16 protein-coding genes and 1 other annotated feature (1 of these 17 only partly in view) are annotated in these 21511 nt (G+C 33.5%); of the genes, 11 read left to right on the forward strand and 5 right to left on the reverse strand.

Annotated features, from left to right (window positions below; genetic code table 11):
* Positions 1 to 6 (forward strand) — a binding site (T-box leader) (it extends 254 nt beyond the left edge of the window).
* A gap of 203 nt (positions 7 to 209) precedes the next feature.
* Positions 210 to 1223: an aspartate--ammonia ligase gene (asnA, locus tag bsdE14_RS12660; RefSeq protein WP_264850308.1), complete on the forward strand. Its 1014-nt coding sequence runs from the start codon at positions 210 to 212 to the stop codon at positions 1221 to 1223.
* A gap of 22 nt (positions 1224 to 1245) precedes the next feature.
* Here asnA and bsdE14_RS12665 read toward each other — a convergent pair whose 3' ends face one another.
* Positions 1246 to 3411, reverse strand: coding sequence for a YhgE/Pip domain-containing protein (locus bsdE14_RS12665; protein WP_264850310.1), 2166 nt, complete (start codon positions 3409 to 3411; stop codon positions 1246 to 1248).
* 241 nt (positions 3412 to 3652) lie between these two features.
* Between bsdE14_RS12665 and pdhA the strand changes: the two genes are divergently transcribed.
* The 4 genes from pdhA to lpdA are packed head-to-tail and all read left to right on the forward strand — an operon-like array spanning position 3653 to position 8462.
* Positions 3653 to 4738 (forward strand): pyruvate dehydrogenase (acetyl-transferring) E1 component subunit alpha, encoded by a 1086-nt coding sequence (gene pdhA, locus bsdE14_RS12670; protein ID WP_264850311.1) that lies wholly within the window; start codon positions 3653 to 3655, stop codon positions 4736 to 4738.
* A 1-nt stretch (position 4739) separates the two neighbouring features.
* Entirely contained in the window at positions 4740 to 5717 is a 978-nt protein-coding gene (locus tag bsdE14_RS12675) for an alpha-ketoacid dehydrogenase subunit beta (protein ID WP_264850312.1), read from the forward strand.
* 17 nt (positions 5718 to 5734) lie between these two features.
* Positions 5735 to 7066, forward strand: coding sequence for a dihydrolipoamide acetyltransferase family protein (locus bsdE14_RS12680; protein WP_264850313.1), 1332 nt, complete (start codon positions 5735 to 5737; stop codon positions 7064 to 7066).
* A 13-nt stretch (positions 7067 to 7079) separates the two neighbouring features.
* A complete protein-coding gene (gene lpdA / locus bsdE14_RS12685; RefSeq protein WP_264850314.1) occupies positions 7080 to 8462 on the forward strand; it encodes a dihydrolipoyl dehydrogenase in 1383 nt (460 codons plus the stop codon).
* A 60-nt stretch (positions 8463 to 8522) separates the two neighbouring features.
* Here the strand turns inward: lpdA and lplA are convergent, their stop codons facing one another.
* Entirely contained in the window at positions 8523 to 9515 is a 993-nt protein-coding gene (gene lplA, locus bsdE14_RS12690; protein WP_264850315.1) for a lipoate--protein ligase, read from the reverse strand.
* Between the two features lie 374 nt (positions 9516 to 9889).
* Between lplA and bsdE14_RS12695 the strand changes: the two genes are divergently transcribed.
* From bsdE14_RS12695 to bsdE14_RS12705, 3 genes are all read left to right on the forward strand, one after another.
* Positions 9890 to 10882 carry a phosphodiester glycosidase family protein gene (locus bsdE14_RS12695; protein WP_264850316.1) on the forward strand — a complete coding sequence of 331 codons (993 nt, stop codon included), beginning with the start codon at positions 9890 to 9892 and terminating at the stop codon, positions 10880 to 10882.
* 8 nt (positions 10883 to 10890) lie between these two features.
* The gene (locus bsdE14_RS12700) at positions 10891 to 11937 is read left to right on the forward strand and encodes a hypothetical protein (RefSeq protein ID WP_264850317.1); all 1047 of its coding nucleotides are present in this window, start codon (positions 10891 to 10893) and stop codon (positions 11935 to 11937) included.
* A 276-nt stretch (positions 11938 to 12213) separates the two neighbouring features.
* Positions 12214 to 14376: a Mur ligase family protein gene (locus bsdE14_RS12705; protein WP_264850318.1), complete on the forward strand. Its 2163-nt coding sequence runs from the start codon at positions 12214 to 12216 to the stop codon at positions 14374 to 14376.
* Between the two features lie 52 nt (positions 14377 to 14428).
* Here the strand turns inward: bsdE14_RS12705 and bsdE14_RS12710 are convergent, their stop codons facing one another.
* Together bsdE14_RS12710 and bsdE14_RS12715 are read right to left on the reverse strand one after the other, a co-directional pair.
* Positions 14429 to 15067, reverse strand: a complete 639-nt coding sequence (locus tag bsdE14_RS12710) for an MBL fold metallo-hydrolase (RefSeq protein ID WP_264850319.1) — start codon at positions 15065 to 15067, stop codon at positions 14429 to 14431.
* A 76-nt stretch (positions 15068 to 15143) separates the two neighbouring features.
* Complete coding sequence (locus bsdE14_RS12715; protein WP_264850320.1) at positions 15144 to 15899, reverse strand: tetratricopeptide repeat protein; 756 nt, start codon at positions 15897 to 15899, stop codon at positions 15144 to 15146.
* Between the two features lie 346 nt (positions 15900 to 16245).
* Between bsdE14_RS12715 and bsdE14_RS12720 the strand changes: the two genes are divergently transcribed.
* Positions 16246 to 17568, forward strand: a complete 1323-nt coding sequence (locus tag bsdE14_RS12720; protein WP_264850321.1) for a Na+/H+ antiporter NhaC family protein — start codon at positions 16246 to 16248, stop codon at positions 17566 to 17568.
* 45 nt (positions 17569 to 17613) lie between these two features.
* On the opposite strand, the gene bsdE14_RS12725 is transcribed toward bsdE14_RS12720, so the two are convergent.
* Positions 17614 to 18630, reverse strand: coding sequence for a LacI family DNA-binding transcriptional regulator (locus bsdE14_RS12725; protein ID WP_264850322.1), 1017 nt, complete (start codon positions 18628 to 18630; stop codon positions 17614 to 17616).
* A 275-nt stretch (positions 18631 to 18905) separates the two neighbouring features.
* On the opposite strand from bsdE14_RS12725, the gene bsdE14_RS12730 reads away from it, so the two are divergent.
* Both bsdE14_RS12730 and bsdE14_RS12735 read left to right on the forward strand, forming a co-directional pair.
* The gene (locus bsdE14_RS12730; protein ID WP_264850323.1) at positions 18906 to 20255 is read left to right on the forward strand and encodes a PTS transporter subunit EIIC; all 1350 of its coding nucleotides are present in this window, start codon (positions 18906 to 18908) and stop codon (positions 20253 to 20255) included.
* A 101-nt stretch (positions 20256 to 20356) separates the two neighbouring features.
* On the forward strand, positions 20357 to 21454 hold the full coding sequence (locus tag bsdE14_RS12735; RefSeq protein WP_264850324.1) for a DUF871 domain-containing protein: 1098 nt from the start codon (positions 20357 to 20359) through the stop codon (positions 21452 to 21454).
* The last annotated feature ends 57 nt before the right edge of the window (positions 21455 to 21511 follow it).

The raw sequence follows: 21511 nt of genomic DNA on the forward strand, positions 1-21511 counted from the left end.
CTAGTTATTAGGATGAAGGGTTTTTTGTTTTGCCATGGCAATTTACTGCAAAACTGGCCAGAATTGCAGTGACTTTAGACATTCTAAGAAATTATTTTAATTAAAGATAGCTTAAATGAACTATTACTAAAAATAATTAGCTTTTTAAAGAAAAGTAAGTCAGTGTATAGGTAAAATTTCTATACTAAAAATTTGAAGGAGTGAAGATTATGGCAAAGGAATTAATAATACCAAAGGGATATAAATCTATATTAGCACTTAGAGAAACTGAAATAGCAATAAAGAAGACAAAAGACTTTTTTGAAAGAAGATTATCGGAAGCATTAAGACTCACTAGGGTCTCTGCTCCTCTATTTGTGGAAAAAGAAACAGGTATTAACGATAACCTAAATGGGGTTGAAAGACCTGTAGCTTTTGATGTAAAGGCTATGGTAGGCAGCAGTGTAGAGGTTGTTCATTCTTTAGCTAAGTGGAAGAGAATGGCTCTATATAGGTATGGTTTTTCATCCGGTGAGGGGCTATATACAGATATGAATGCTATAAGAAGAGATGAAGATATGGATAATCTGCATTCTATCTATGTAGATCAGTGGGATTGGGAAATGGTATTAGATAAGAAAGACAGAACTGAAGCTAAATTGAAGGAAGTAGTTAAAGCAATTTATAGGGTGTTTAAAGATACGGAATGGTATATACATGGAGAATACCCTGAAATTGAAAAGTGCCTTCCTGAGGAAATACATTTTATAACTTCACAGGAATTAGAGGATAAATTCCCAGAGCTTACCCCAAGACAAAGAGAGGATGCTATATGTAAAGAATGGGGTGCTGTATTTATAATGAAAATAGGAGGAACATTAGAATCCGGAGAAAAGCACGATGGAAGATCTCCTGATTATGATGATTGGGAACTAAATGGTGATATATTATTTTGGTATCCTGTTTTAGATAGAGCCGTTGAACTCTCGTCAATGGGAATAAGGGTGGATGAGAAGGCTCTCTTAAAACAACTGAAGGCAGCAGATTGTGAGCACAGAAAGGACCTTCCTTTTCATAAAATGCTTTTAGATGGAAAACTTCCATACACTGTTGGAGGAGGTATTGGGCAATCAAGAATATGCATGTACTTCCTAAGAAAAGCGCATGTAGGAGAAGTGCAAGCATCCATTTGGCCGAAGGAAATGGCAGAGTTATGTGAAAGTACAGGAATTGAACTATTATAAGGGGCATGTTTGCCCCTTTTTTTTATTCTTCTTCCATAAGTCCGCTGTCCTTAAATTTTGCTACAAATCGAACAATAAGACCTCTAAATAGTGATTTCCAGGCGAGTCCTATAACGATGAAAACTACAAAGTAAATTTCCAAGATTAGTCCGTTTGTAATAAGCACATCCCACAAGACACCTCCAACAGCTTCTCTCATGCCTGCTATTGCATAAGTAAAAGGAAGAAATGGGTTTAAATGCTGAAAGAATGCTGGAGTTACTTCAATAGGAAAAGTGCCTCCAGAAGCAGATATCTGAAGTACCAGCAGTATCATAGATAGTGCTTTGCCTACATTTCCGAATACTGATACTAAGGTATATACTATCATACTGAAGATAAGGCTTATATACATGGCATAGACTATAAATACCAGAATATTAGATACATAGACCTTAAGCAGGTATATATCTCCCAAGGTAACTGCTAAGGCTTGCAATAGTGCAATAGTCAAAAATGTTAGATAGCGGCCTAGATAAGCTTCTTGTAAGGTCATAGAGACACCTTCAAGGGGCTTATGAACATCTACAGATAAAATAGACACCAGTATAAGTGCACCTACCCAAAGGGACAGGGTTGTAAAAAAAGGTGCCATACCTGAGCCATAGTTTGGTATAGGGAAAAGTCTGTTTTGAACTACATTTACTGGATTTGCTATAAAATCAGCTTCCTTACGAGCATCTAATTTTAGTAATCTAATTACTTCATTTAGGCTAGCATCATTATCTAAAGCTCTAAGTTTTTCAGCAGTAGAATGGATAGAGCTTTCTATGGACGGTAGATTTTTTTTAAGCTCAATAATATCAGCTATTCCAGTATTAGTACCCTTATTGGCCTTTTGAATCAAATCTGAAGCTGCAGGCAAATTGTTATTAGCATCTTGTAGCAGCTTAAGAGTGTTACTAGCTGCAGTAATTGAATTAGAAAGTATATTATCTACTTCAGGAGCAATGGTTGAGTCATAATTATTTATAATATTGTCTAAGAAACTTCCAATTGCTGTACTATCCTGCTTTAGTTTATTTAGTAGGCTAGCAGCATCTTGATCCTTGTTATCTATGGCCTTAATAACAGAATCAATATCAGTGGATATACTCTGAAGTTTGATTTTATGCGCTTTTAATGAGTTTGTTAAGCTGACTATAGTTTTATTGCTAGAATTATTTCCAAGAGAATTTATTAATTCAAGAAGATTATCAATTTTATTTATGGCCTGAGTATTTGTATCCTTTGCTTTTACAAAAGCTTCTCTTGCTTTTACAGGATCCGATTCTATAAGATTTAAAGCTTGGTTTATTAAAGTTTCTGTTGTGCTAGAAATACTTCTAAGTACAATTAATTCCTGCTTTATAAAAGGACTTAAATTTCTTAAGGTATCCTGTGATTTAGTTAAAAAGCTCTGTCCTTTTGTAACAATATCAGTAGTTTTTTTAATAGTATCGTCTATTAAGGGGAGGTCGTTTTGAATTCTGTTTAATAGACCTTGAAGCACTATTGCGCCATCGTACACATCATTTACTGCCTTATTTATTTCAGGTATTCGTCTATCTACCTCAAAAATCATTTCCATTAGTGTTTTTAGCTGAGGCTTTCCTTTTTCAAGTTCAATACCTAGTCTATTAAAAATATCAAAAATAAGTCCGTTAACAGTTTCTATAAAGGTGGTTGTAACTTGCTGCTGTATACTGGTAACACCCTTTTGAGTTATTTTAGGAGCCACTGCATTTATCTTTTCATTAACAGAATAAATAATATCTGCCTTGTGTGGATTATCCTTAGTTATTGATAAAATGCTGTCAGAAAAGTTTTCAGGTATAGTAATACTGGCATAATATTTGCCGTATTTTACGCCATGCTCAGCTTCTTTTTCATCAACAAATTTCCATCCCATACTAGTGTTGCTCTTTAATTTTTCCACTAATTCATTACCTACATTTATGGTTTTGTCTCTATAGGAACCTCCTTTATCTCTATTCACTACAGCTACCAAAATTCCTTTTGTATTGCCATAGGGGTCCCATGCTGATTTTATATTGAACCAAGCGTACAATGAAGGCAGTATAACAAGAGCAATAGTAACTACCAGAGCTACCCAATTTGAAATTATATTTTTAAAATCTCTATTATAAATCTTTAAAACAGTCTTCATATTAAATTCAACCTTTCCTTTAATTATAATACTTTTATTTTGCATATTACTGAGAAAAAAATGTATGAGGTAGATGTTTATCAGTTTGAAAATAACTTATATTAATTAATAATTATTATTGATTAATATTCTAAAATATGGTATATTAAAATTGTAATAGATAATTATTTTGAAAATACACATATAAATAAGCGAGTTAAATTTTAATAAGCGAAAAATAAGAAATATAAGGAGGGTAATCATGATAGCTGAAAACTATAACCCACTAGAAGAAAAGATGTTTAGTATTTTAGACATGAATGGAAATGTCATTAATAAAAATTATTTGCCAGAAATTTCAGGTGAAAAACTTGTAGAGTTTTATAAGACTATGCTGCTTACAAGGTGTGCCGATAATAAAGCACTGCAACTTCAAAGACAAGGAAGGATGCTTACCTATGCACCAAATACAGGTCAAGAAGCAGCACAAGTTGGATCAGCAGCCGCTTTAGAAGAGAGAGATTGGCTTGTACCAGCATTTAGAGATTTAGGAGCATGGCTTACTAAGGGAGTGACTTTGGAGCAAGTATATCTATATTGGTATGGAAACGAGTTTGGAAGTAAGTTTGATGATAAAGTAAAAATGATGCCCATATCGGTTCCAATAGCTACACAGTTTAATCATGCTGTTGGTATAGCAATGGCTTCGAAAATTAAAGGAGAAGATGAGGTTACAATTGCCTATGTTGGTGATGGTGGAACCTCTGAGGGAGATTTCCATGAAGCCCTTAATTTTGCTGGAGTTTTCAATTCACCAGTGGTTTTTATAGTTCAAAACAACCAATACGCCATATCAGTTTCAAGAGCTATTCAAACTAAGTCAAGAACCATAGCCCAAAAAGCTGTAGCTTATGGAATGCCAGGAGTTCAAGTAGATGGAAATGACCTGCTTGCAATGTATGCAGCAACTAAAGAAGCAGTAGATAGAGCAAGGCGTGGAGAAGGACCAACACTAATTGAGGCACTGACTTATAGATTAGGTGCTCATACTACTTCAGATGATCCAACAAGATATCGTGAAGCTAGTGAAGTTGAAGAATGGAAAGAAAAAGACCCTATTAAGAGATTAAAAAAGTATTTAATAGAAAGTGGACTATGGAGTGAAGAACAGGATGCAGCACAAATAGAAGAATATGAAAATTATGCACTTGAAGTCTTTAAAAAGGTTGAAGAAAGTGGAGAGACCAAGTTAGAAGATATATTTAAATACCATTATAAAGATATGCCAAAAAATTTAGAAGAACAATATGAAGAATATAAGGCATATATCGAGAGAGAGGTGAAATAATATGGCACTTATGACTGTTATAGGAGCAATAAATCAAGCACTAGACCAGGAAATGGCTAGGGATAAAAGTGTTGTTGTATTTGGAGAAGACGTTGGACTTGAGGGTGGCGTATTTAGAGCTACAGTGGATCTTCAAAATAAATATGGAAAAGATAGATGTTTTGATACACCATTAGCTGAGGCGGCTATAATAGGTACCGGCATAGGTATGGCTATAAATGGTTTAAAACCAGTAGCAGAAATTCAGTTTTCTGGCTTTGTATTTCCAGGCTATGATCAGATTGTATCCCACGCTGCTAGAATGAGAAATAGAACTAGGGGAAAATATTCCGTGCCTATGGTTATAAGAATGCCACATGGTGGAGGAATAAGGGCCTTAGAACATCATTCGGAAAATATTGAGACTCTGTTTGCTCATATCCCAGGACTTAAGGTAGTAGTTCCATCTACTCCTTATGATGCAAAAGGACTTATGATTTCGGCTATAAGAGATGAGGACCCAGTAATATTTTTAGAGCCAAGTAAAATCTATAGAGCCTTTAAACAAGAGGTTCCTGAAGAAGAATATACAATTCCTATAGGTAAAGCTAAAATAGTAAAGCCAGGGAAGGATGTTACAGTAGTAGCTTGGGGAGCCTATGTTAGAGAAACAGAAAAAGCAATAAAGGAACTAGAGGCAGAAGGTATAAGTGTCGAGCTAATAGATTTAAGGACTATCTCACCTATAGATAAAGATACTATTTTAACTTCGGTGAAGAAAACTGGACGTTTTGTAGTGGTACATGAGGCTGCAAAATCCTTTGGACCAGGAGCAGAACTTATGGCAATAGTTAACGAAGGAGCCTTTTTATATCTAGAAGCACCTCCAACTAGACTTACTGGTTTTGATATAACAGTACCTCTTCCAAAGGGAGAGCACCATTATTTATTAGATGCCAAGAGAATTGCATATGGCATACGCAATGTTGTTAGGTTCTAGAGAGGAGGAAGAAGACTATGATAGAATTTAAATTTCCGGATATAGGAGAAGGAATAGCAGAAGGAAAACTACTAAAGTGGATGGTGAATACTGGAGATAAGGTAAAGGAAGGAGATACACTATTTTTAGTTGAAACTGATAAAGTTAACGCTGAGATTCCATCACCAGCATCAGGTACAATAGTTGAGCTTATGGCTAAGGAAGGCGACATTATATATGTTGGTCATGTTATAGTTAAAATTAATGATGGAGCTGAAACACCAGAGGAAGAAAAAACTGCAAGTACAGAAAAACTTAATGAAGGTAAAGAGGAAAATGCTGGTGTTGTAGGTGCAATTGAAGTATCCTCCGAAGTAATTGAAAGCAGCAATGAAAATAAACAAGAAGCTTCAGGAGAGCAATCTAAAGTTTTAGCTACTCCAGTCGCTAGAAAACTGGCAAAAGACTTAGGGCTGGATATTAGGATTATCAAAGGTACAGGTCCAGCTGGCAGAGTTATGAAAGATGATATTTATAATGCAAATAAGCAGGATGAAGCTGATGGCAGAAAGAGCGAGGCAGAAGCTGCAGATATAAAAACTATTAAAGAGGAGATTATTAGGCCAGAGGTAAGGAAAGCTGTAGAGGTTCCTAAGCTTAAGATAACAGGAGAAGTGGAAAGAGTGCCTTTAACTACTATTAGGAAGACTATTGCTAAGAATATGGTGCTTTCAAAGAGTGTAATTCCTCATGCAGCTGTAATGGATGATTTTGATGTAACTGAACTTGTGAAGTTCAGAAGTGAAGTAAAAGCTATGGCTAATACTCAGGGAGTTCAATTAACTTACATGCCATTTATAATAAAAGCCATAATACTTGTTCTTAAAGAATTCCCAATGTTCAATGCCAGCTTCGATGAAGATAATGAAGAAGCAATATTAAAGAAGTACTACAATATTGGCGTAGCTGTTGATACACCAGAAGGTCTCATGGTTCCTGTGGTAAAGGATGCAGATAAGAGGGGAGTTCTTAATATAGCAGAAGAACTTGGTGAATTGATTGTAGGTTCAAGGGAAAGAAGTATACCACTGGATAAGCTTCAGGATGGAACCTTCACAATTACAAATTATGGAGCTATAGGAGCCTCCTTTGGGGTACCAGTTATAAGATATCCAGAATCAGCTATACTTGGTGTTGGTAAGATTACTAAAAAGCCAGTTATAGATGATAATGATGAAATAGTAATAAGACACATGATGCCTATATCCTTATGTATAGATCATAGGATAATTGACGGAGGAGACGCAGGTAGATTTCTAAATAAGCTTAAGGCATATCTTAAGGACCCAATGCTTCTCCTAATGAGTTAAGGAGGATAAGGCTATGAAAGAATATGATATTGTTGTTTTAGGTGGTGGTCCAGGCGGTTATGTGGCAGCTATAAAAGCTGCCCAGCTTGGTGCCAAAACTGCATTGATAGAAAAAGAAAAGGTTGGCGGGGTGTGTCTTAATATAGGCTGTATACCAACAAAAACTCTGCTAAGAAGTGCAAAGGTATATGAAGATTTAATGAATAGCGAAAAGTTTGGTATAGATATTCTTGATAAATCCTCAGTGAAAATTAATTGGCCCAATATGCAAAAGAGAAAAGATGGTATAGTAAGCAGACTTACAGGTGGCGTAAAGATACTTCTAAAGCAAAATGGTGTAGATGTATATGATGGTTTTGGAGAGGTTGTAGATAAAAACACCATTAAAGTTAATGATGAAACCATCAAAACAAAAAATTTAATAGTGGCAACTGGTTCATCTGCAGCTATACCAAAAACTCCTGGTTTAACAGAAGCTTTTGAGAATGGATATGCTATAACAAGCACTGAAGCACTATCCCTTGATAAAGTTCCTAAGGATTTTATCGTAATAGGTGGAGGAGTAGTTGGAGTAGAATTTGCAGCACTATATAATGCACTTGGGAGCAATGTAACTATTCTTCAGAGATCTCAAATCCTGCGTACTTTAGATAAGGATGTAAGAGAAACCTTGGAGAAGATTTTAAAAAACAAAGGCATAAACCTTGTATATGGGGTGGATATTGAAAGATACGAAAACAATAATATAATTTGCAAGGTTAATGGAGAAGCTAAAACCTTTAGTGCAGATAAAATACTAATAAGTATGGGCAGAACTCCAAATCTTAAAGGAATTGAGAAGTTAAACTTAGATATTCAAAAAGGTGCTATAGTAACTGATGAAGGACTAAGAACCAATATTCCTGGTGTGTACGCAATAGGCGATGTAAATGGAAAGTATATGCTTGCTCATGTAGCATCAGCGGAAGGAATTATTGCCGTGGAAAACATCATGGGCAAGAATGAAAAAATAAATTATGATAAGGTTCCTTCATGCATCTATACCTTCCCAGAGGTAGGCGTAGTTGGACTTACTGAAGAGGAAGCTATAAAGAGAGGCCATAAGGTAAAAACAAGCTTATTTCCTATGACTGCCAACGGAAAAGCTATGGCAGAAGGAGATACCGACGGCTTTGTAAAGATAGTTGCTGACGAAAAATATGGTGAAGTATTAGGTGTTCATATTATAGCATCCCATGCTACTGATATGATTGCAGAAGCTGTAACCACTATGGAGCTTGAAGGCACTGTCTATGATTTAGCAAAAGCAGTGCATCCTCATCCAACCCTCTCAGAGGTAGTAATGGAGGCTGCTCATGGCGCTATTGATAAGCCAATTCATATATTTAGAAAGTAAATAAAGTAAAAAATCAACCCTAAGTATAGAACTTAGGGTTGATTTTTTATGCAATAAAAATTAGTAAAACATACACTCTATAAAATTATCCTTAGTTATTGCTGAGAAAAACTGAGAAAACTCGGTAAAATCTAGAGCCTCACGTATATCCTCTTCTTTGTAATTTATGTCTCTGAGAATTGCCTCTAGCTCACAGACATCCCTATTGCCGAAAAAGTCTCCAAAGATTTTTATACCTTTAATGACCCCATCTTTAACATCCAAGTTAAGTTCTAATTTGCCACCATCAAATCTCATAGACTTCTGTATATCAAATTCAGGAGATGCTCCATAATTCCATTCCCATTTTAGATATCTCTCATCCATAAGGTTTTGAATGATATCTAAGTCCTCCTGCTTCAATATAAGTTCTTTTTCACTATAATTTTCATCCCCGGTTAAAAATTTTAATAGAGTAGCTTTAAATTCTTCAATAGTTATCTTATTTTCTAAATAAGGATACACATTGGTTACTCTACTTCTAACAGATTTTATTCCCTTAGAAGCTATTTTATCCATTTTAACGTTAAGAGCATTAGCTACCACAGAAAGATCAGAATTAAAAAGTATAGTACCATGGTGCAGCAGTCTGTTTTTGTGATAATACTGTGCATTTCCAGAGAATTTTTTACCGTCTATAGTTATGTCATTCCTTCCTGAAAACTCTGCTTTTATTCCGAACTTTTCTAGAGCTGAAATTACAGGCTCTGTAAATTTTTTAAAGTTGCTTACAGAATCTTTCTCGTTATTTACTACAAAAGTAAAATTTAGATTTCCCAAGTCATGATATACAGCTCCACCACCGGAAAGTCTTCTAACCACGTTAATATCAAAGTCTTTTATATATTTTGCATTTATTTCTTCTATAGTATTTTGATTTCTTCCAATAATAACAGAAGGTTCATTTTGCCATAAAATTATGTAATCTTCTTTAGGATCCAGATATTTTACGGCATATTCCTCTAAGGCTAGATTAAAATGAGGGTCTTTGCATGTGTTTCTAATACTTATCATAATTAAAACTCCTATCTGATAAAAATTATTATTTGATATTAATTAAAATGTTTTCAATATTGTATATTTATATTATATAATCTAAACCCCATATCTGTATAGAATAAGTGCATTAAAATTCTCACATTTTTAAACAAACCGTAAAATTATTTGCAATATTAAAATAGTTACCATTTTGTAACCGATTGCCTAAAAGTTTGAAGTATAATTTGATGTAAAGTTTTACAAAACAGTATAATATTTAAAATAAAATAAAATGAAATGAAAAGGAGGAATGCATAAGTTTAGTACAAATCAGGTATTGTGGTTGATGAAGATTAGTGATTTTTAAAATATAAAATAGTTATTTATAAATATAAAATAGGAGAGTTTTTATGGAAGAGAATGAAAAAGTTAAAACTAAAAAAATAAAAAGAATTTGTATATTTCTAATATATGAAATTGTCATAATTGTAATCACAGTACCAATACTGACCTTCTATGGACCTTTTAATAATATAAAAAGAACTATAGTGGGTACAGCTATGTTTACAATGAGACATCAAAGGATTGCCACCACCTTTATGTCAAAGAAAGACATAGATGAGATTTTAAAATCAAAGGATACCATAGCGCTAAATGAGAGTGAAAATATACAGGATATAGATTTAAAGCGTAAAAAAGATAATACTATAGAAAAGTATGAGGTTCATGGAAAAAGATTTGATGGTTATATTCTTGAAATTAAAGATAAAGAAAGACTAAGAGTTGGAATCACGAAATACAAGAATAAGAGAGGACAGAGAACCTCAGAAATAGCAAAGCAAAATGGAGGCATAGCTGCTATAAATGGAGGAGGGTTTACTGACGTATCATCTTCTGGTAAAGAATTTATAGGTACTGGTGCGGTGCCAGAAGGTATTGTTATTAGTAATGGTGAGGTAGTTTTTAGCAGTATAGATTATGATGAAAAGACAGAAGTTGCTGCCTTTACTAAAGAAGGGGCATTAATTGTAGGAAGTCATAGCGTTAATGAGCTAAAGAAGCTTGATGTAAGAGAGGCTGTATCTTTTAATAGAACTTTAATTATGAATGGAAAAGGGCTTATTCAGGATGATGGTGGTCAAGGAATACAGCCTAGAACAGCAATAGCGCAGAAAAAAGATGGAACTGTACTGATGTTGGTAGTAGATGGGAGACAGGGGTTTAAACAAGGTGCCTCATTAAGAGAAGTTCAAGATTTACTTCTCAAAATGGGTGCTTGGAATGCTGCAAATCTAGATGGTGGTTCATCATCTACCATGTACTACAATGGGAAAATAGTAAATAGACCGTCAGATAAGGAAGGCGAAAGAACTGTTGCAACAGTAATGTATGTTAAGGAATGAGGGAGAGAATGAAGGTGATAAAAAAACTCATAATTTGGACAGTGATACCAATATCCATTGAATTATGTGCGTTCATGTATGTAGATAAATCCTACTTATCACAGAGCAATGTGGTAGAAATTGTGAAGGTAAATGATAAGATAGAAGAAAAGCCAAAGCTGCAAAATATAAGCATTAGTGATAAAGCAAAGGATATAAAGGTGTCCTATGATGGAAAGTATGTATCTTATGAAGAAGATGGAAGTTTAAAGTTATTGGATTTTAACTCTGGAGATTTAATAAATATAGAAAAGGATAAAAATAATTTGATTTCCTATTATACCTGGCTTCCAGATAGAAATCGGCTGTATATAGCTGAAAAGGTGACTTCCAATGGAGGAAGACCACTTATTAAAATGTATTCTTATGATGTAGATAAAAAAGAAAAGTATGAATGGGTTGATAATCATGAGAATAAAACGGAAATAGAACTTCAAAGCAAGCTTAGTGAAGTTAAAGAAATAGCAATGTCAACACTAAGCAGCTTGGCCTATATTAAAATTGAAAATCCTGATAAGAAATATAGTATATATAGAATTAATGTAATGACTCAACTTGAAAAAGTTAAACTTAAAAATACTCAGGTAGGCAAAATCGGAGTTACTACTACAGATGACAGGCTAATATATGAGGATAAAAAGCTCAATAGATTAATTATTGAAGGATATAACAATGCAAAAAAGCCTCTAGATAATCTTTTGTTTTTAGGGGTAGATTATGATAACTTGATTTATTTAGGAGTGAAACAAGAAGAAAAAATAAGCGAAATATTATATGGAAACGTAGATGAGCCAATAGAGAAGTGGAGCAAAGTAAAATTAGATAAAAGTACTGAAAGGGAGCAACTACGTGTTACACTAAATGGCCAAGTGTACTTAGATAGCTCTGAAAATCATGAACTAATAGATTTGAAGACAAATAAGAAATCTACATATGAAGGAAAGTTGGTTGCCATCTGTGAAAATTCAATAGCTTATCTTAATAATGGTAAACTATATAAGGTTCCTGTAAAATAAAACGAAAAGAAGCTCTAGATACTAGGCTTCTTTTCGTTTTATACCAATAATAGCTGAAGGCTCCTTATGCCAGGAATTTATACAATAAAATAGTGATTTTATATTTAAACCATGTATAAATTTATTAATGAAATGGAACAATTAATTACACATGGCAAGTATAGAAATATTTGTTATAACAGCCTGCTAAAATAATGGCTTTAGGTGGTGATAGTGTTGGAGGTTTCTTCTATTCGGGTTTATGAAGGGAATAATATAAAAAGAAGAAAGAAATGTATGAAGGTTACTTTAGAAGGAGCTCAAGCTAGAGAAATTATAAAGTATCTCAAGGCCTATTTTAGAATATGCTTTGCACTTGGCTTTAAGGAACAGCTAGTAAGCATGGATAAAAATGAAAAGCAATATAACCTATGGATTAGCTATTCTAGAGAGGAATTATCAAAATTTATATTAAACAACATAATAAACTATTGGAATAATGAAGAAAGACTGGTGGAGAAGGCAGCTGGCTTAGTTAAGGAGGGATTTGTGCAGAGTATAGTTGATACTTGGACACTAAAGGGAAATTCTCTAATTGAGCTAGGAGAAGGGATATATCAATTAGGATATGGGAAAAATTCTGTAGTGATTAGCAGCAGTTATCAGAGCTATGAAAACATGGCTCAGGTTGAAATTACAAGGAATAGATCTACCCTATGGAATTTATTAAGATATTCTCATATACCAAAGGTAGATGGAAAGGTTATATACAGTGGAGCACATATTAAAGAAACAGAAAATATGAAGTTTCCTGTTAATATAAGAAGCATTGAAAAAAATATGGATTTAAAAATATCCATAGGAGATAAAGAAGAGCTTAATAGAGTACTTGATAATATGATGAAAATGTATACCAGAGTATTTGTTTATAGTGGAGTTATAAACTACAGAATAATCTGCTTTCATGGTGAGATAGGAATAATATATAAAAATAATGATGGTGTTTATAAAAAAGTTGAGCTTACTAATAAAAAGCTTGAAGTTTTAGAGGTAGTTGATGTAATAGAGAGATTGAAGGATTTTTGTAGGGAAGTATACGAAACACTTGAAATTGAATTTATGTATGTAGACTTAGTGGATGATGAGGAATTAAAAATAGTTGATGCTGGAAGTGTATTTGATAATGCAGAAGAAATTAAGGATATTCAAAACCAAGTGGTAGAGTATTTTGTTGCGACTATGGAGGAGCGAGGGGTTGGAGGAATTCCAATTATATCGATAACTGGAACCAATGGAAAGACCACAACCTCAAGATTAACCTATCATATGTTGAAATTGTTAGGCTATAATGTAGGCTTAACCTCAACAGGTGGAGTATATATAGGAGATAAAAAAATTAAAAATGGAGATACTACTGGGTTCTTGAGTGCTAAGGAAGTACTTAGAAATAGTAGTGCAGAAATAGCTGTACTTGAAACTGCAAGAGGTGGCCTTTATAAAAATGGACTTGGCTATGAAAAGGCTATGGCGGCAATAATAACTTCTCTTTCCGAAGACCATATTGGCATGGATGGAATTAAGAATATTAAAGATTTGCTTGATATAAAGAGTGTTGTTCTTGATGAAGTAGAAAGTGATGGTAAACTTATTGTAAAGTCTCAAAAGGAACTTGTGGAAAAAGTAAATGGCAGAAAAAATGTATGCTTGTTTTCCATAGAAAAGGATGAATATATAAAAAGGCATTTAGAAAATAATGGAGAAGTATTATATCTTGAAAGTGGAAATATTGTTTGGTATAAGAATGGTAGAAAGGTTTTTAGTATAGATGTAAAGGAAATTCCTTTCACATATAATGGTATATCACTTTCCAATATCCTTGATATAATGGCATCAGTGGCTGCTATAGAAGCAGTTTATGGAGATATAAGTTCTATTTTTGATTCTTTAAAAAAGCTCCAATGCGATTTAATAATAAATCCAGGAAGGCAAAATATACTTCAAATTAACAACTTTAATGTAATATTAGACTATGGACATAATTCTGAAGCTTTTAATCAAGTACTTACTATTGCTTGCTCGCTAAATCCAACGAAGATTACTTCCATTATCGCTGCACCTGGAGATAGGATGGATAAATATATAGAAGAGCTGGGAAGTATAGCAGCTAGGTACAGTGATTACATAATTATTAGGGAGCAGGAGGACTTAAGAGGAAGAAAGCAGGGAGAGAGTGCTTCATTAATTGAAAAAGGAGTGCTTGAAGCAGGCTTTAGCAAAAAGAATGTAAAAATAATTTTTAAGGAAGAAGAAGCGATTGTTTATGCCCTAGAAAGGGCGGAAAAGGGTGAAATTATTGTTTTATTTACTCAATGCCTTAATGTTATAATTCCAGCTATCAATAGCTTTTTAGAAGTTTCTGGTTATGAGAAAGTAGGAGAAGGTTTAGACTTTTCTCATTAACATATAGGTTATAGATAAATTGCCCCTGTGTAAATCACAGAGGCAATTTGTTTTAGCGACTATAGTCTAATATTTTAACTACATTTTCACCTTCAAGTTCATTTTCTAGTTTTAAGGTTGAACTGGGGACTCTATCACCATTTTGCATATGAGTCAAAAAGGTCTCTACTCCTTCTATAGGAAAGGTCACTGAAGGAGTCTTAAAGTGCATTGGAATTACAATATGAGGGTTTAGGAGTTTGCAGACAGCAGTAGCCTCTTTACCGTCTATAGTATAATTTCCACCTACGGGAATAAATAGCACATCAACATGACCTATTTGATCTGCATCTGCAACAGTAAGTATATGTCCTAAATCACCTAGATGACAAATTCTATAATCATCCATTTTGAAAACATATATTACATTTTCCCCTCTTTTTGCACCTTTTACATTATCATGATAGGAAGGTACTCCAACTATATCAATATCACACTCGTTAAAAAAGCCTACTCTATCTAGAATATGAGGAGTTCCTTTTATTTTTTCTATATAATCATGATCGAAATGATGATGGCTTATAGTAACTACATCTGCTTCACCATCATACACTTTATATCCTACTGAACCATCAAAGGGATCAGTAAGCAGGCACCTGCCTTTTGAATCTTTTACTAAGAATGAAGAATGACCAAGCCATGTAATTTCCATGATAAAATCTCCTTTTCAAGTTAATACACACTCCATAGTATATCCCGAAAATAATCTAAATATAGGGATATTATAACTAATTGTTAAGATCATCTTTTAATGTGTTAATTTCATTTTCCAAACAAGCTTTATCTATAGGACTGATAAAAGTAAAATTACAGCTAAGTCCATTGTTAAACATTTCTAGTGCTTTCGATGAATCGCCTAGTGCTTTAAGAGTTTTTCCGTAATAGTAGTAAGCAGTAGCAAAAGTAGGATTTTTTGATATAACATCTTTATAAATTTCAGCTGCTTTTTCATAATCCTCTAAAAAGTAGTAATTCATACCTAGGTTGTCCAAGATTCCTAAATCAGTATTGCTGTAATCATAGGCTTCTTTATTAAATTCTAAAGCTTTTGAGTAATCTCCATTAAGTATCAAATAGTAGCCTAGGTTTTGATAAACAGTTGAGTTTTTATATCCTTTACTTATGAGCTGCTCTAGTAATTCAATAGCTTTTGGCAAATTGTTTTTCTTCCACATTATTAGTGAAAGATTTAATCCAATAGTAATTTCGTCTTTAGGAAGCAGCTTTGCTGTTGATACCTCATTAAGTATTTTTTCAGCCTTATCAATTTCACCATTTCTTATAAGTACATAGGTATACATTATTTTTATAGATGGCTTGCAGTGTTTAAAATTATATGCTTTTTCATATAATTTCATAGCTTCAGCAGTTTCAGCATTTGAATATTTCTTATTGGCTTTAACAAAAAGGAATATTGGCATATTGCTGTAAAGCAGGTATGTAATAAAGGCAATTATTAAAAGAATTAGCACTATTTTAGTCATTTTTTTCTCCTTTCACTGGTCACACTGGGTAACTTATTCGTGCCGGTTCCCACCAGCAAGTGTCCGGGGTAATTTTTAACGCAAATTCTCATTTGCTAAATTACCCGTTGAAGGTCATTTAGACCTTCAACCCAGTATAATTAATTATTATTTAAATTATAGCAGAAATTTAGATAATTTGTATTCAACTCACATAATGAAGTTACAGATTATTTACAAGAAGTTATTTTTTATAAAAGGCCGATAGAAGATAAGTTTTAGTTTTGTTGAAAATGCTAAGGATTAATTGTACAATAAGTGTGAAAAAACAATTGATACAAATGCTTTAGAAATTTAGGGGGATCACATGGATATAATTTTAGCTTTTATTTTTTGCTTCGTTATGCTAATAACCAGTGTATTTATGGGAGTTTTTGTAGGGTATCCTTTAATCTTAGGGCTTATAATTTTTATAATTATAGCCTGCAGAAAAGGCTTTAAGCTTTTAGATGTAATAAAGATGACTTACAGAGGCGGGAAAAAATCTTTAATAGTTCTAGAAATTTTTGTGCTTATTGGTGCAATAACTTCCAGCTGGATGGCTTCAGGAACTGTGCCAGCTATAGTGTATTATGGAATGAAATTTTTAAATCCAAAGTTTTTTATACTTTCAGCATTTATAATCAGCTCCATAGTTTCCTTTTTAATTGGTACTTCCTTTGGAACTATAGGTACTGTAGGAGTTGCACTTATGGTTATGGCTAGAAGCGGAGGCGTGAATCCGGTTATAGTTGGAGGAGCAATACTCTCTGGAGCATACTTTGGAGATAGATGTTCACCTATGTCCTCTAGTGCCAATTTAGTAGCTCATATAACTGACACTGAGCTTTATGATAATATTAAAAACATGACCAAAACATCTATAGCAGCTTTTGTAATCTCATGTATTTTATATGTTGTATTTTCCTTTGAATTTCCACTAATATCCTCAGGCAGCAGTATAACGGATGAAATTATTAGAATATATAATGTGAGTTATTTAACCTTGATACCAGCCCTTATAATATTAGTGTTGTCCTTTTTTAAGATTAATGTTAAAAAGCTTATGGCGTTAAGTATTGCCGCAGCTTCATTAATAGCAATTGTAATTCAACATAATACTATCTATGATTTAATTAAATCTATTATCTTTGGATATAGTATGAGTGAGGCTAGCACACTAAGCAGCATAATAAAAGGCGGGGGTATATTGTCCATGCTAAAGATTGCTTTAGTTGTGTTTATATCCTCTGGCTTTACAGGAATTTTTGAGGAAACCAATATGCTGAGCGTTGTAGAAGATATAATTAAAAAGCCAAGCACAAGAGCAGGATTGTTCTTTACTAATATTTTAGTGAGTATTGCTACAGCGGCCTTTGGATGTAGTCAAGCTCTGGCTGTAATACTTACCCACCTATTGATTAAGGAAGGGTATAGCGAGAATGGAATTAGCAATAGTGAGCTTGCATGTGATATAGAAAATACAGCTATTGTAATATCCCCTTTAATACCTTGGAATATTGCTGGGCTAGTTCCCTTAACAACTTTAGGAGTAGGACTTGGAGCTATTGTTTTTAGCTTATATCTTTTCCTATTGCCTATATTAAATTTTATAAGCTTATTTTTAAAAGATAAGGTCAAAACTGCATAAATAAAAGCCTTCAGTTAGCTGAACTGCTCACTAAAGGCTTTTTATTTATTTTCTTAGACTGGATTCCCGGACAATAAGTTCAGGGATAAGCAGTTTATTTTCAAAGGTATTAGTTTTATTCTTTAGCTTATCCATAAGTATTTCTCCAGCAACTTTTCCTAGTTCAAAGGTATTAATCTTCAGACAAGTAAGAGGTGGATCCATATAAGGTGCTAATGGAAAATTATCAAAAGTTAATATTCCTATATCCTCAGGAATTCTTAGTCCTTTTTCTTTTACAGCTTTAAGCACGCCAAAGGCAGTATAATTGTTTATGCAAATTACTGCATCGGGTGGATTATCCATGGATAATAAGTCCCTCATAAGTCTGTAGCCATCCTCTTCTGTACCTAAACCACCTTTTATGTAACCTTGATTTTCTCTTATATCCAGCTTATCTAATACTTTTTTGTAGCCTAGAAGTCTGCTGAAGGAAACAGGTTCATCCTTTGTGCCACCAATGAAGGCTATATTAGTATATCCTTGTTCTAAAAGATGATTTGCTGCTAATTCACCGCCAACAGTATTATCTATATCTACCCAGCTAGCTTTATTCTTTTCCTTTGGCTTACCAATTATAACATAAGGAAATTCACTTTCATTTAACTCCTGTATGATATCCTTATTTACAATTGAAACATGTATTATAAGACCATCTACCTTTTTGCTATAAACGAATTTATTTAAAAAATGCTCATTTGAATCTAAATAACTTATATTGCCTAGAGTAAGATCATAGGCACTGGAGAGAACTATGCTTTGAGCACCTCCAATAATATCATAAAAAAAAGGATCTAAAAAGTTATCCTTGCTAGAGGTATTTATTAAAAAGCCTACATTAAAACTACTTTGCATGGCCAATTGCTTTCCAATACTATTTGGTGTATAGTTCATCTCTTTAAGAATAGCTCTAATTCTAATCTTTGTTTCCTCGGAAATAAGAGGACTATCATTTACAACTCTAGACACTGTAGAAGGGGCTACCCCTGCAGCTTTTGCTATATCATTAATTGTAACAGCCATTTTTCTTCCACCTTTACTTATTTATGCAAACGTTAGCAATTATTATTATATCATTTTAAATCAGGTATTCAAGTAGAAATAATTTGTCGTTTATGATAAGTGAAAGTAATAATTCAGAATATACTGTCAAATGGTGTATAAAATAAAGTTTCGCATAAAACTATTGACATTTGAAATTTTATTTCATATAATTAAACCATAAGATATACAAATAAATTTCAAACGCGTTTGAAAAGGATTGTACATTGTATTTATTTGAAAAGGAGGAAAATCTTATGGCAGATAATAATTTATCCCCTAGAGTTATTGCAGATAATATTCTTCAAAAAATTGGGGGAAAAGATAATGTAGCGTCACTAACTCACTGCATGACTAGATTAAGAATGGTGCTTAAGAATAATGACCTTGCAGATAAGGACGGCATTAAAAAGATTGAAGGAGTTCTAGGACTTGTAGAACAATCTGGACAGCTTCAAATTATATTAGGACCAGGAAGAGTTGCAAAGGTATCACAAGAGGTTGGACAAATGACAGGACTTCAAGTTGGTGAACTTGATGAGGCGGCAGTCAAAAAGGCAGAAATAAAGGCTAAAAATGCTACTCCTTTCAAGAATATATTAAGAAAGATCTCCAGTATTTTTATTCCACTTATACCGGCTTTTATAGGTTGTGGACTTGTTACAGCAATATTAAATATAGTTCTTAAATATAATGCACCTTTTGCAGCAGGTCCAACTGCTGGAATATTAAAAATTATAGGAAATGCAGTTTTCTTTGGATTAAGCCTATTTGTAGGTGTTAATGCAGCAAAGGAATTCGGTGGTTCACCAATGCTAGGTGGTGCAATGGCTGCAATTCTTACTCATCCAGACCTTGCCAAGGTAACTATTGGAGGTAAGGCTCTAGTACCTGGAAGAGGCGGAGTTATAGCTGTATTACTAGTTGTTGCTTTTAGCAGCTGGCTTGAAAAGAAACTTAGAAAGGTTGTTCCAGAAGTTTTAGATTTGTTTTTAACTCCACTACTTACACTGCTAATATCTGGCTTTGTTGCACTACTAGTACTTCAACCAGCAGGGGGAGCTATATCTGATGCTATAGGAAATACAGTTAAAGTTGCAATCAAGGGTGGTGGCGCCTTTACTGGATTTATACTAGCAGGAACTTTTTTACCACTTGTTATGACAGGGTTACATCAAGGATTAACTCCAATTCATGCTGATTTGTTAAAGACTACAGGACAAACCCTTCTGTTACCAATATTGGCTATGGCAGGAGCTGGTCAAGTTGGCGCAGCTATTGCAGTACTTGTTAAGACAAAGAATAATAGATTAAAGAAAACTATATGGTCAGGACTTCCAATAGGTATATTAGGGGTTGGAGAACCATTAATATATGGTGTTACTTTACCACTAGGTAAGCCATTTATAGGAGCCTGTATAGGTGGTGCATTTGGAGGAGCATTTATTGCAGCTATGAAAGTAGGGGCAATAGCAATGGGATTATCAGGACTTCCATTAGCAGCACTTGTAAGTAGCCCAGCTAAATATATTATTGGTGTTGTAATAGCGTACGCAGGTGGCTTCATTGCAACTTATCTATTAGGATTTGAAGATCCACAAGAATAGTAAAATGTTAAGAGGAAAGTAGATTTAATATGTAATAAAATATATTTTCTACTATCCTCTTTGTTTTTTAAAATAATTCCATGAAAGATGGAGGAGAAAACATGGGAAAAGGAATCTCGATTTTTTTAGGCATGAATTATTCTCTGAAAGAAAATAAAAATTACATTATGAAGGCAAAGAAAGAGGGCTTCAGTAGTGTATTCACTTCTCTACATATACCAGAAGCTGATTATGAAAATGCTATTAATGAATTTAGGGAAATTGCCGAATTAAGTAAAAGTTTAGATATGAATATTATTGCTGATATATCACCACGAGCTTTTGAATATTTACATTCAGATATGAATAATTTAGGTGCCATCAAGGAACTTGGGGTATATGGAATAAGAGTAGACTTTGGCTTTTCAGCACAAGAAATAGCTTCCTTTACCAAAAATCCATACGGATTAATGATAGAAATAAATGCAAGTACAGTTACGAAGAAGTTTTTAGAAGAACTTCATAGTTATAATCCAGAATATAGCAGGCTTCAAGCGTGTCATAATTATTACCCAAGATTAAACACAGGCATATCAGTAGATACAATGCTTAAAAAAAACATTATGCTTAAAAATAGAGGAATGAAGGTATCAGCGTTCATACCTTCTCTAGTAAATAAAAGAGGACCAATATATGAAGGACTTCCAACTTTAGAAAGGCATAGATTTTTAAAACCTGAAATTTCAGCAAAACATTTATACGCTTTAGGATTAGATGATGTTATTTTTGGAGACAGCATTCCAAGTACTGAGGAGATAGAAGCAGTTGGAAGAGTAAATGAAAAAGCCTTACAGTTAAGCATAGAGTTGCTTAATCCGTCGGAGCTTGAAAATAAAATCATCTTTGAACACATCCATGAAAATAGACCAGATTCTGCTGAGGATGTTGTTAGATCTACTAGTTCTAGGTTAGTTCTAAAGGGAAATAATTCAATTATTCCTCATGATAACATAGCAAGAACTAAAGGGTGTGTAACCATTGATAACTGTAAGTACTTAAGATATTGTGGCGAATTGCAAGTGTGCAAAAGGGATTTAGAACCTGATAATAGAGTAAATGTGGTAGGGAAGGTAGTGGATGAGGAACTTTTCCTAATTGACTTTATAGAAGATGAATCAAGATTTGAATTTATAACTACAAGTATTAATGAAGTTTTTTAATATAAATAAACTTAGCAGTAGAAAACGCAGATATATTTTACTTAAGGAGGTGTGTTT

Origin of the sequence: Clostridium omnivorum, assembly GCF_026012015.1 — a bacterium.
Classification (GTDB): Bacteria; Bacillota; Clostridia; order Clostridiales; family Clostridiaceae; genus Clostridium_AX; species Clostridium_AX omnivorum.